This is a genomic window from Paenibacillus sp. JT31N11 (genome assembly GCF_056269285.1).
Genome location: NZ_JBWDNQ010000004.1, coordinates 515,433 through 528,323 on the forward strand (window position 1 = coordinate 515,433; position 12,891 = coordinate 528,323).

A 12,891-nucleotide genomic window follows, 5' to 3' on the forward strand; every position below is an offset into this window, starting at 1 on the left:
TTCTTGGCAGCTTGCATAGGAAAGGTTGGGAGAAGGATGAGCAAGGAATGGTCTGCCCAGTGGATATGGGGAGGGGAGGAGGAGAGCCCGCGCAATGAATGGCGCTGCTTCCGCCGCAATTTCGAGGTCCCGGAAAATCCCGGTGAGACGGAGCTGCGCATCAGCGCCGATTCCCGGTATGTGCTGTATATTAACGGTACCCAGGTTGGCCGCGGACCTGTCCGCTCATGGCCCAAGGAACAGTTTTATGACACTTATGAGGTCGGTCATCTGCTCAAAGCCGGCAGGTCCAATACGATTGCCGTGCTCGTTATGCATTTTGGCGTAGCCAATTTTTATTATATCAGAGGGCGCGGCGGCTTGATTGCCGAGCTCGGGAGCAGGCAGACAGACGGTGCAGGCGGATTGATCGTGGCGACGGATGACTCATGGAAGACCTCGCGGCTGGAGGCGCAGGATCCCCGCTCTCCCCGGATGGCATGCCAGCAGGGGTTTGCCGATATTTACGATGCCCGCAAATGGGATGAGAGCTGGAACCAGAACGGCTTCGACGATACGGACTGGGCCTCTGTCTATTCCATCGGCGCGGTCGGCAGCGGTCCGTGGAAATCGCTTGTGCCGCGGGATATTCCGTTTCTAACGGAAGAGAAGATGAAGCCTTCCCGGATCGAATCGTTCCAATGGGTGAAGACGCCCGCGTGGACAGGCGCGTTTGATCTGAGGGCCGCATTTATGCCCGGCACGGTGGATCATGCCGACAATTCGGCATACAGCGGCTATCTGGCGACGCTTCTGACCCTGGAGCGAAGCGCCAAGGTCACGCTTGGCTTTGCCGGCGGTCTGCGCACGGAGAATGTTTTTGTGGACGGCATCCGCTGCGGAGACTGGTATGGCGTACTGCCCGAGAGATTCAGCGATTTGCAGCTGGATGCGGGCGAGCATCTGCTGCTGATCGATATCTCCGCAAGCGATCATGGCGGAAGCTATCACATCGCGGTGGACAGCGCCGAATTCTTCGAGCTCCGCTCGCCGATCAGCGGAGGGAGCGCCGGGGAGACTCCTTTTGCCATGATCGGTCCATTCGACACGGTCGTCAATGTGACGTATAAGGGCATCCGCCGTCTGGATCTGGGGCAGCCTCAGTATCAGGCTGCCGCCGGAATCAGGAATAAGAAGGATATGGATGCCTTCCGGGATTGGATCAGGCCGCTGCCTGCCGCCTATTACAACGAGCAGGATGTGCTGGGAGCCAATATGTGGCGGACAGACGTCATCCGCGGCAATGTGACGGCTCAGCTGGAGCAGGGCATTATCGCTTCGCCGGAGCCGGGACTGGTTCCTGTATCCGCAGATGGATACGACAGCGAGCTTGTGATCGATTTCGGCAAGGAATGGTCAGGCTTTATCGGCTTTGAGGTGGAGGCGGAGGAAGGCGCCGTCATCGATCTCTACGGACTGGAATATATGAACGGCGATTACCGTCAGCATACCTATGGACTGGATAACACGATCCGGTATATTTGCCGGGAAGGCCGCCAGCAGTATTTGTCGCCGGTACGCCGGGGCTTCCGGTATATGATTCTAACCGTGAGGGGAGCCGCCAAGCCGGTTAAGCTGTATGATGTATATGTCAATCAGAGCAACTATCCGGTAACGGAAGCGGGCGCATTCCAAAGCTCCGATCCGCTGCTGAACCAGATTTGGGAAATCAGCCGCCATACGACACGGCTGTGCATGGAAGACACCTTCGTGGATTGTCCCGCATATGAGCAGGTATTCTGGGTGGGAGACAGCCGCAATGAAGCTCTGGTCAATTTCTATGTCTACGGAAGCCTGGATATCGTCAAGCGCTGCCTGAATCTGGTGCCCGGCTCAGCCGACATTACGCCGCTTTATCTCGATCAGGTGCCAAGCGCATGGAACAGCGTTATCCCGAACTGGACCTTCTTCTGGGCGATCGCCTGCGCGGAGTATGTCGAGCATACGGGAGACCGTGCATACGCAGCTGAGATTTGGCCGGCTGTGCGCCATACGCTGGAGCATTATTTGACCCACATCGACGATTCGGGATTGCTGAATATCAAGGGCTGGAACCTGCTGGACTGGGCTCCTATGGATCAACCGGATGAAGGCATTGTCACCCATCAGAATATGTTTCTCTATAAGACACTGCGCAAAGCGGACGGGCTTGCGGCAGCGGCGGGTGAAGCAGGCTCCGCATTCCCGGGTGCGGCGGGTTCGCTTCTTGCGGCGATTAACGAACAGCTGTGGGATGAGGGGCAGCAGGCCTATCTGGATTGTATTCATACGGACGGAAGACGCTCGGATATCTTCAGCATGCAGACCCAGGTCGTCGCCTCTCTGTGCAGCATCGCCGAAGGGGAGCGGAAGGAACGGGTCGCAGCTTATCTCGTGCAGCCGCCGAAGTCTTTCGTTCAGATCGGCAGTCCGTTCATGTCCTTCTTCTATTACGAAGCGCTGGCGCAGGCGGGGCATTACGGGCTGATGCTGGAGGATATCCGCGCCAACTATGGCCAAATGATCGAGCATGGCGCTACGACCTGCTGGGAGATGTATCCGAACTTTGCCGAGAACCGCGCTTCAGCCGATATGCTGACACGCAGCCACTGCCATGCCTGGTCGGCGGCTCCCGGTTACTTCCTCGGCGAAAGCATCCTCGGCGTGAAGCGGGTGGAGGACGGCTGGCGCCGCGCGGCAATCGCGCCCCAGCCATGCGGCTTAAGCTGGGCCAAAGGCAAGGTCCCTCTGCCGCAGGGCGGACGGATTGAAGTTGAATGGCATGTGGAAGGAAATCTCATGAAGCTGAGCGTTTCCGCGCCGGAGGATGTCGAACTGGATATCTTGATTCCCGAAGGACTCACCGGCGAGATTCAAATCGTCAAAACCCCGGAGAAGGGTTCTCTGACTCTCATATAAAATTCATATGGTCTGACCACAGTCATTCCCCCCTTAAGACGCGCGCCTGAAGGGGCGTGCGTTATCCTTTACGTTTTCAGCATATTAAACTCCGGCCTCTGTTCCTGCGGCCGGAGTTTTTGCCGTTCCGGGGCGGAACAGAGGATGCAAACTTATAAAGAAACACATGCGTACAACTTTGTACCGTGCATAAATCGGAAGATCGTCTCCCGCATAGTCAGCCAAACGTTTCTCGCCGGACTTCCGAATATAGACGACCCCGGCCAAATAAAAGGGGACGCCCAGCTTATTTTGCGCTATTTTTGTTTAATTTGGGATAGAGGGCAAATGCTATCATTACCTATTTACTGCCGGGCCGAAGGCGGGAAGGACGATTTCGCTTATGGAGATTTTTCTGCTTGTCTTGTTTTTGCTGGGTCTGATCGCTTTATCCAATATGATTAACCGCTTGGTCTTCTTCATCCCGGTTCCATTAATTCAGATCGCGCTTGGCATGATAGTTGCGGTCATCCCTTTCGGATTCGAGATACCGCTGAGCCCTGACCTGTTCTTCGTGCTGTTTGTCGCACCGCTCTTATTCAATGACGGCAAACGGATACCGCGCGATGAACTGTGGAATATGCGGGCTCCCATCCTGCTGCTTGCGCTGGGGCTCGTGTTTGCCACCATGCTGGTAGGGGGGCATGTCATTCACTGGCTGATCCCGTCCATTCCGATGCCGGCGGCCTATGCGCTTGCAGCGATTTTGTCTCCGACGGATGCGGTATCCGTCAGCGCGATTTCCGGGCGGATCAAACTGCCCAAAAGTATTATGCGGCTGCTTGAGGGAGAGGCGCTGATGAATGACGCTTCAGGGCTGGTTGCCTTCAAATTCGCCATTGCCGCCATGGTTACGGGCTCGTTCTCCCTGGGGGAAGCCGCCGCAAGCTTCCTGCTGATTGCGCTTGGGGGACTGCTGTGCGGCGCTGCGGCGGCTTTTCTCATTATCCGTTTTCGGGTATTTCTGCGCCGTTACGGGATTGAAGATATCACCATGCATATGCTCCTCCAGATCCTGACCCCTTTCGCGATCTATCTGATTGCCGAAGAAATTCATGTGTCGGGAGTGCTGGCGGTTGTGGCGGGGGGAATTGTCCACGCGATTGAGAGGGACCGCTCGGAGTCGTTGACGATGAAGCTGCAGTTCGTATCGGCCAGCACCTGGTCGGTTATTCTGTTTATCCTGAACGGGCTGGTTTTTGTTATTCTGGGTCTGCAAATACCAAGCGTGCTCGCTGCGATTTTCAAGGATAAAGCCTTTAATAATGTTCAGGTTATGGGCTATATTGTCGTCATTTCCCTTACCTTGATCGTGCTTCGTTTTCTGTGGGTTTATCTGTTCAGTGCACTGGTTAACCGCGAGCAGAATGGCCGTAGGTTCAAGGCTGCTTTGTTAACCTCCTTGTCCGGCGTCCGCGGCGCGATTACGCTTGCAGGCGCATTCTCGATCCCGCTGTTTCTCGACGATGGAACGCTGTTTCCCGAGCGGTCGCTCATTATTTTCCTAAGCGCAGGCGTTATCTTGTTCACGCTGATTGTCGCGAGCTTCATACTGCCGCTGATCCCTATGGAGAAGACGCCGCAGCAGAAGGGGCAGCAGAGCCAGGAAGAGCGGTTGAAGCAGGCCAAAATTCAAATTATGAACGCGGCTGTCAGCGCCATCAAGGAATCCATGCAGGAGGATAATAAGGCGGCGGCGATGACCGTTATTACGGATTACCGCAGACAGCTTCTGCATATCCGCTCGGAAGGGTCGAGCACCAAAGAAGGGGCTGAGGTCCGCGCATTGACCAAGCGTCTCCATCTTTATGCGCTTGCGGCGGAGCGGCAAACCGTGAAGCGGCTTTTCGAACAGGGGGAAATCCATCCGGGAGCCGTGCGGCGTGTTCAATTCATGCTTAACCAAACGGAGCTGATGCTTACCAACCGGGTTAAATATGCGGCAGTGCTGACGGTTGTCGTCGCAAGAAAACTGATCGTAAAGCTCATGGGCCATCCAAAAGAAGCGCTCACGGACGAGGATATCCGGACATTGACAGAAGTCAAAAAGCAGGCTGCCGAAGCCGCTATCGCCGCTGTTGAAGAAATGACGGATAAAAATAATAAGTCAGCTGCGCTTGCGGTCATCTCCCACTATCATGAGATGATTGAGCGTTTGAACAGCGGCATGCATGGTCGGAAGAAAACGCATCAGGCGGCTCTGGATGTGAAGGGGATTCACATCATGGCGATTCAGACCGAACGCGATGAAATTCAGAGTCTATACGAGAAAGGGGAGATCACGCACGGCATGGCCAATAAATTGCGGATGTTCAGCAACTTCCGCGAAGCCTCCTTCTTCGAGGAAGAGGAGTTCGCCTGATGATCAGATACCCGGACCAGCCGCCGCGTAATAAGAGAAACCAGGATTGTGAATAATAGGATGGCTTGCCCCTTTATGCCGATTCAGCATCCAAAAGGAGAATCCTATGAAAAGCAATCTCGCCTGGTTCATTTCGGAGTGGAAATCCGTTCTCAGATCGCCCATGCTGTGTGTATCGCTTATCGGCGTCATGTTCATTCCCGTGCTGTACAGCGGGATGTATTTGTGGGCGTTCTGGGACCCTTACGCCCATATTGAGAAAATTCCGGTTGCCGTCGTCAATGAAGACCATCCCGTCAATTATGAAGGCAAAACCTATGCGATCGGCAATGATTTGACCGATGAGCTGAAGAAGGATCATGCTTTCGACTGGGCATTCATCAGCCGGGAGCAGGCCGAGCAGGGGCTGCGCAGCAATGATTATTATTTCAGTATTATGATCCCGGAGGATTTCTCGAAGCGGGCCACGACGCTGACGGCCAATCAGCCCACTCCCCTCGAGCTCACAGTGGTAAGCAATGAAGGGCTTAATTATTCCGTATTCAAAATCGGCCAGTCCGGCGTGGAGAAAATTCGCCTCGAGCTGTCGAATCAGCTGAGCGAAAACTATGCTGCAACGATATTTCAGCAGCTTGAGCAGCTGAAGAACGGGCTGCAGCAGGCGAGCGGAGGAGCAGCCGATCTTGGCGACGGCCTGAAGCAGCTGTCTGCCGGCACCTCGCAGCTGCTCGGCAGTGTCAAGGGACAGCAGGATGCGGTCAGCAAGCTGGATGAAGGCGGAGCCAGCCTGAAGAAGGCAGCTTCGAAGCTCGCAGCAGCCTCCCGGCAGCTGCAGACAGGAGCAGCGGAAATTGCCAGGGGCATGGCTCCCTTCGGCAAGGGCTTGTCCACGGCCGCGGCAGGGGGCAAGAAGCTGGAACAAGCCGCGGGCCAGCTTGCTTCGGGGATGCAGGGGATCAATACGCTGCTGAAGCAGTTCATCAGCGGGCATCCTGATCTGGCCACTGATGAGAACATGGTCAAGCTGTCCGCAGCAGCAGCGAAAACATCGGCTGGGCTTGATCCGCTGGTGAAAGGCTTGAAGAGCCTGAATACGGGTGTTGCGGAGCTAAGCAGCAAAGAGGGGCAGCTGGCAGCGGGAGCCGCTCAAATCAGCGGAAAGCTCAGGGAGCTTTCCAAAGGGGCGTCTGATTTGAGCAAGGGAGCGCAATCTGTATCGGCAGGCATTCATGAGATCCGGGAAGGGTGGGACGGACTGATTGGCGGACTTGAGAAGCTCTCTGAAGGAGAAGCCAAACTGATAGAGGGCAGCAGCCAGCTCGGCTCTTCCTTAAGCGAAGGCGCGGATCAATTAAGCCGGCTTCATGCCTCGCAGCCGCTGTATGAAATGATGGCGAATCCCGTCAGGCTGAAGGAGGAATCAATTAACAAGCTGCCCAATTACGGGACAGGCATGGCGCCTTTTTTTCTCTCCATCAGCCTTTATGTGGGAGCGCTGCTGCTCAGTACGGTTTTTCCTCTGCGGACGCCGGCTTCTCCTGCGCCTTCGGGATTTATCTGGGGCTTGACCAAATACAGCTTTCTCGCGGTTGTTTCTATCGTTCAGGTACTGCTGATGAGCCTGATTATCATCCATGCAGTCGGACTGCACCCGCTGAACCAGCCGTACTTTGTGCTTTTCGGGCTGCTGGCGAGCTTCGTGTTTATGGCATTGATTCAGCTGCTGGTGACCGCGGGTGATAATGTAGGGAGATTCGTGGCCGTCATTCTGCTCGTGCTCCAGCTGACGGCTACCTCGGGAACGTTTCCTGTCGAGCTGGGACCGCAAATCCTGCAGCGCATTCATGCTTTTCTGCCGGTATCGTACACGGTTGACGGATTCCGCAATATCATATCAACCGGCGATTACGGACTGGTGAGGATGGACTCGGTGATTTTATTATGCTTCGGGGCGGGAGCTCTGGTGATTACGATTATTCTGCTCTCTCTGTACAGCAGGGGAACACCCGTTGAAGGGAAATAATCTGCTGCCCGTTCATTCCCGATAGAAAAGATTTACGGGTCATGCTATCTTAATAAAGCGGGATTCTCGAATTTCCGACAATATCTCCGGGAGGTAAGTCCATCCATGCCTTTGTCATTTCCAATGCTTACGAATGAAGAGCGGGTTCGCCGTCTGGAACCGCCCAAGCGGACAGTAAGAGCTGTCCTCGATACGGATACGTATAATGAAATCGATGATCAGTTCGCGGTTGTTTATGCGTTGTTGTCTCCGGAACGTCTGAAAATGGAAGCGTTTTACGCAGCGCCCTTCCACAATGAGCTGTCCGATGGCCCGAAGGACGGCATGGAGAAAAGCTACAAGGAATTAACGAAAATTCTGGGCTTGATGAACAGCGGGATCCCGGCTTATCCCGGATCGGATCGTTACTTATCCGGACCGGATACGCCGGTGGAGAGCGAGGCCGCCCGCAATCTCGTAGAGCGCGCCATGGCTTCATCGGAGGACGATCCCCTCTATGTGCTTTCGATCGGCGCAATTACCAACGTCGCCTCAGCCATCCTGATGGAGCCGGAGATCATCCGCAAAATCGTTGTGGTATGGCTGGGAGGGCATTCTTTTCAGTGGAACGATACCAGGGAATTTAATTTATTTCAGGATATTCATGCTTCACGGACGATTATGGACTGCGGCGTGCCGCTGGTGTTGATTCCGTGCATGGGCGTAACAACCCATCTGCTTACCACTCTCTCGGAAATACGGGATTATGTGAAGGACCAAGGTGAAATCGGCCATTATTTATATGAAGTCTATCGGGATTGCATAACGGATCATAAAGGCTCGTCAAGGGTCATCTGGGATATTTCCACCGTGGCCTTCATGAATAATGAGAACTGGACGCCAAGCTCGCTTGTTCCAAGTCCCCATATTTCGGAAGATTTCCGGTGGGGCATGGATTCGTCAAGGCATCTCATCCGTTATGTGAACCATATTCATCGCGATCCGGTTTTCAAGGATTTATTCGCCAAGCTCCAGACAAGAGGACAATAATTCATCCGCGAGAGCGGCTGGCTGCTTGGCAGCTCTTCCATCAGTAAGAACCACTATTATGGATTGAAAATCACCTCCCGGCCGTTTCACAGGTCGGGAGGCTGCTGTTTTTCGGGAATGTTAATGGTACAATACATCTAAATGTTGTTAAATTGTCATTCCCGGAGGAGAAAATGAATTTATTATTCGAGCCTGTTTCACTGAATGGCATGTCTTTGATGTGGGGTCATAAATCCTACTCGGACAGCAATTTTCGCGGGTTTTATCATTGGCATCAATGCTGTGAAATGCTGTTTGTCCATGAAGGCCAGGGAACCGTAATCGTGGAACAACAGACCTATGAAGTCAAGCGGGGCATGCTGTTTTTCTTCCAGCCCTTTCAGCTTCACAAGGTGTATGCGAACGTGAGCGCAGAGCGTCCTTATGTCCGCTCGATTATGCATTTTGATCCGGTTCGGATATCGGCGGGGCTGCAGGCATTCCCCGAACGCCAAAGCCTGTTCAATCTGTTGTGGCAGGGGCAGACGAACCGCCAGGCGTATGATTTGACCGGGAATTTTGAATATATGAGCGGTATTTGCGATTTTTACGAGAGAGCGCACAGGAGCGGGAAGGGGGAGAATGAGGAAGAGATCACGCTGCTGATGCTGCAGCTGCTGTCCTGCATTCAGGCGGCCGGCAGCGGCAGTCCGGATGAAGCATTCATGAACATCGCACCAAGGCCGCTCAAATATTCAGAAGCGGTAATGCAGCGGCTGGAGAACAGCTATGCGGAGGAATTCGATCTGGAGCAGTTGGCCGGGCAGCTGCATCTCTCCAAGTATTACGTTTCCCGTGTGTTCAGACAGGAGACCGGCAGCAACATAACGGATTATTTGACCGCCAGAAGAATCAAGCAGGCCTGCCGTTTGCTGCAAACCACGTCACTGCCCATCGACCGGATCGGCAGCGAGGTTGGCTTGCCGAACGTCTCCTATTTCATCCAGCTGTTCAAGAAAGTCGTCGGCGTCACACCGCTAAAATTCAGGAAGAAGAGCTGAGTTGATAGTCATATATTTGTATTCAAAGGCTGGGACCCTTGTTTGGATATCGTTATTGCGATAGAATAACGATATATCAAACCGTTCAGGAGTGATCTATTATGCCAACCATCAGACCAAGTTCAGATCTGAGAAATAAGTACAATGAGATTTCTGATTTCTGTCATAAATATTCCGAACCTGTCTATATCACTAAAAATGGCCAAGGCGATTTAGCTGTTATGAGCATAGAGACTTTTGAGAAGCTCGTGGGCAAATTTGAGCTTTATAAGCTTCTTGATGAGGGACTGGATGCAATGAAAGAAAATAAAACAAGATCATTTCGAGACGCTTTACATGACATTAAGAAAGGGCTTCCGGAGTGACTGTCTATAAAATTGTAATCACCGAGCCAGCTGAAGATGATTTGAAAAGGTGTATTGATTATATTGCAAAAGAACTCAGAGAACCTGCAGCTGCTCGACATTTATTGGCAAAAATAAGCGGGACTATCGATGAACTGGAGCAAATGCCTCTGCGTAATGCTTTGATTGGTGATGAGAAATTAGCAGCTCAAGGTATACGGAAGTTATTAGTGGATAACTATATGATCTTCTACGTGGCTTCTGAAGAAGCGGGGACTGTGACCATCGTAAGAATCCTTTTTGGTAAGCGTGATTGGATCAACCTGTTATAAGGATAGCGTCATGAATTTACATTTATAGTGATCGGTAAGAATATTTCCACCAACCATTGGAGATTAAAAATTTGATAAAAAAAGCGTAGACAGGATGTAAATCCATCAACGCTTTTTTTATGCACAAACATATGGATGCTTATAGTTAATAAGCTGCTTCAATCCCCAGGAATCCGCCGATGCCGTGGGACGTAAGTGAATTGCCAAAATGTCCTTCTTCCGCTAGGATAAGAAACAGAGATGGATTCATAGGCTGACAGATTCCAAATACATACAGATCGGATGAGTGATGATGAAAAAAATCAAGCTTTTGCAGCAGGTAGCGCAAGAAGGTGTCGTCGCCGTACTCAGAGGCGAATCCCCTGACGAAGTCATCGAAATGGCGAATCAATGCATTGCCGGCGGCATCAAGGTCATTGAAATCACGATGACAGTTCCGTTCGCGCTGCGGGCGATTGAGAAACTGGCAATGTCGTATTCCAGCGATACGAAGGACCCGTCGAAATTCGCGATTATCGGGGTGGGCACGGCGCTTGACCCGGAAACCGCAAGGGCTGCCATTCTGAGCGGCGCCGAATTTGTGGTAGGGCCATCGCTGAATCCGGCTACGGTTACCTTATGCAACCGGTACCGTGTACCGGTTATGCCCGGCTGCATGACCATCAAGGAGATCCAGGAGGCACTGGAGCTGGGCGTGGATATCGTCAAGCTGTTCCCAGGCAACCTCTACTCGCCGGCCATGATCAAGGCGATCAAAGGTCCGGTGCCGCAAGCGAATATCATGCCGACTGGCGGCGTATCGCTTGACAATCTGGGCGACTGGATCAAAGCAGGCGCGGTAGCCGTCGGAATCGGCTCGGATCTCACAAGCGAAGCGGTGAAAAGCGGTAATTATGATCTGATCGCAAGCCGCGCAGGCCAATACATCGAAGCCTACCGCAGTGCGAAGAACGCGGGATAATTCTTTTTTTAAATATCAGTCAGAAAGTATAAAATGCGGCTTCTGCTTTTCTGATATTTTTGAGGAAGAAACTAACTTTGCCCCCAAAGTCGGCGAAGCCGCTTCTTCTTGCTTGCTCTTGCTTCAAACCTGAAACTTCTTGTTTAAATAAGGGAGCGGCGGATTCGATCTGCTGCTCCCTTATTTTGTTCGCCTTTAGAGCATTCACAGGGTTCACAGCTAATAAGGGAGGAAACCAACTTTACCCTAAAGACGGCTTCAGCCATTTCTTCCGGCTTGGCGCGTGCGTCAGGAAGAGCCAACATTGGAATAAGGCTGCTTTTATTGTAAACTAAAAAAGATTAGCGACGGCAGAGGTGGAGTAGACGCGGATGTTCATATATACACATTTATATACAATAATTACCATGCTTAATATACCTCTTGCCATTACGGTCATATTTCTGGAACGCCGCAATATCGGGGTGACCTGGGCGTGGCTGATGGTCCTGCTGTTCTTGCCGGTGGTCGGTTTCGCCGTCTATTTATTGTTCGGCCAGAACCTCAGCAAGCAGAAGCTTTACAATATCAACAGGCGCAGCCGTATCATGATGGCGGCTCTGATTGAGAACCAGCGCAAGGATTTCCGGGAAAATCATATCACATTCACCGATCCCGCCATGGCGGATTACCGGGGTATGATCTTCATGAACCTGTCCAGCGGCTATGCGCTGTATTCGCAGAACAACAGCGTGGATATCTTCACGAACGGAACCGATAAATTCGAGTGCCTGTTCAAAGAAATCGAACAAGCCCGCGAGAGCATCCATATGATGTATTACATCGTACAGAACGACGCTCTTGCCAGGCGCATGGCGGAAGCCCTCACCCGCAAAGCCAAAGAGGGCGTTCAGGTCCGTTTCTTGTATGACGATATCGGAAGCTACCATCTCCCGCGGCATTTCTTCGACGGGCTGAAGCAGGCGGGGGGCCAGGTCTCGGCGTTTTTCCCGTCCAAGATCCCTTATTTGAACTTCCGGGTGAATTACCGCAATCACCGGAAGCTTGTAATCATTGACGGCGTCATCGGGTACATCGGGGGATTCAATATTGGCGACGAATATTTGGGTATTGACCAGCGCTTCGGCTTCTGGCGGGATACTCATCTGCGGTTGATAGGCAATTCCGTTCAGCAGATGCAGTCGCAATTTTTGCTGGACTGGAATCTGGCTTCCCCCTATATCGTCACCGGATCCGAGCCCGGTATGTTTAAAGAGGCGGAGGCATGCGGAACCGTCGGCATCCAGATTGTATCGAGCGGCCCCAACCAGACGTTGGAGCAGATCAAGAACGCGTATATCAAGATGATCAATTCCGCGAGGAAAAGCATTTATATCCAAACGCCGTATTTCATTCCCGATGAAAGCCTGCTGGACGCACTCAAAATGGCGGTTCTGTCAGGCATTGACGTCCGGATGATGATTCCCAGCAAGCCTGATCACAAAATGGTCTATCTGGCCTCCTTCTCTTACCTTGGCGATTTGATGGAGCAGGGGATGAAATGTTATCTTTATGAGAAGGGATTTATGCATGCCAAGACGATTGTCGTGGACGGCAATATAGCCTCGGTCGGCACGGCGAATGTGGATATCCGCAGCTTCAAGCTCAATTTTGAAGTCAACGCCGTTATCTATGATACGGGCACGGCAACCCGGTTGAAGGAGATTTTCGAAGCAGATATGCTCGACAGCAGGGAACTGACCTACGAGGAGTACAAGAAAAGGCCGTTGTTTCAACGGTTTAAGGAATCCTGCACACGATTGCTGTCGCCTATATTATAAAAAA

10 protein-coding genes are annotated in these 12,891 nt (G+C 52.4%); 9 read left to right on the forward strand and 1 reads right to left on the reverse strand.

Going from position 1 to position 12,891, the window contains the following annotated elements; genetic code table 11:
- The first annotated feature begins 36 nt into the window (after positions 1 to 36).
- From AC0YNV_RS18150 to AC0YNV_RS18185, 8 genes are all read left to right on the forward strand, one after another.
- Complete coding sequence (locus tag AC0YNV_RS18150; RefSeq protein ID WP_475769289.1) at positions 37 to 2,937, forward strand: family 78 glycoside hydrolase catalytic domain; 2,901 nt, start codon at positions 37 to 39, stop codon at positions 2,935 to 2,937.
- A 382-nt stretch (positions 2,938 to 3,319) separates the two neighbouring features.
- Entirely contained in the window at positions 3,320 to 5,338 is a 2,019-nt protein-coding gene (locus tag AC0YNV_RS18155) for a Na+/H+ antiporter (protein ID WP_475769290.1), read from the forward strand.
- A 106-nt stretch (positions 5,339 to 5,444) separates the two neighbouring features.
- Positions 5,445 to 7,361 (forward strand): YhgE/Pip family protein, encoded by a 1,917-nt coding sequence (locus tag AC0YNV_RS18160; protein WP_475769291.1) that lies wholly within the window; start codon positions 5,445 to 5,447, stop codon positions 7,359 to 7,361.
- A gap of 105 nt (positions 7,362 to 7,466) precedes the next feature.
- The gene (locus AC0YNV_RS18165) at positions 7,467 to 8,390 is read left to right on the forward strand and encodes a nucleoside hydrolase (protein ID WP_475769292.1); all 924 of its coding nucleotides are present in this window, start codon (positions 7,467 to 7,469) and stop codon (positions 8,388 to 8,390) included.
- Positions 8,391 to 8,563: 173 nt separating this feature from the next.
- Positions 8,564 to 9,430: a helix-turn-helix domain-containing protein gene (locus AC0YNV_RS18170; RefSeq protein WP_475769293.1), complete on the forward strand. Its 867-nt coding sequence runs from the start codon at positions 8,564 to 8,566 to the stop codon at positions 9,428 to 9,430.
- 101 nt (positions 9,431 to 9,531) lie between these two features.
- Positions 9,532 to 9,795, forward strand: coding sequence for a type II toxin-antitoxin system Phd/YefM family antitoxin (locus AC0YNV_RS18175; RefSeq protein ID WP_475769294.1), 264 nt, complete (start codon positions 9,532 to 9,534; stop codon positions 9,793 to 9,795).
- The gene (locus AC0YNV_RS18180) at positions 9,792 to 10,106 is read left to right on the forward strand and encodes a type II toxin-antitoxin system RelE/ParE family toxin (protein WP_475769295.1); all 315 of its coding nucleotides are present in this window, start codon (positions 9,792 to 9,794) and stop codon (positions 10,104 to 10,106) included. The genes AC0YNV_RS18175 and AC0YNV_RS18180 overlap by 4 nt, the downstream gene beginning before the upstream one ends.
- 292 nt (positions 10,107 to 10,398) lie before the next feature.
- On the forward strand, positions 10,399 to 11,067 hold the full coding sequence (locus tag AC0YNV_RS18185) for a bifunctional 2-keto-4-hydroxyglutarate aldolase/2-keto-3-deoxy-6-phosphogluconate aldolase (RefSeq protein WP_475769371.1): 669 nt from the start codon (positions 10,399 to 10,401) through the stop codon (positions 11,065 to 11,067).
- A 19-nt stretch (positions 11,068 to 11,086) separates the two neighbouring features.
- Here AC0YNV_RS18185 and AC0YNV_RS18190 read toward each other — a convergent pair whose 3' ends face one another.
- Positions 11,087 to 11,275, reverse strand: coding sequence for a hypothetical protein (locus tag AC0YNV_RS18190; RefSeq protein WP_475769296.1), 189 nt, complete (start codon positions 11,273 to 11,275; stop codon positions 11,087 to 11,089).
- A gap of 163 nt (positions 11,276 to 11,438) precedes the next feature.
- Between AC0YNV_RS18190 and cls the strand changes: the two genes are divergently transcribed.
- A complete protein-coding gene (gene cls, locus AC0YNV_RS18195) occupies positions 11,439 to 12,887 on the forward strand; it encodes a cardiolipin synthase (protein ID WP_475769297.1) in 1,449 nt (482 codons plus the stop codon).
- The last annotated feature ends 4 nt before the right edge of the window (positions 12,888 to 12,891 follow it).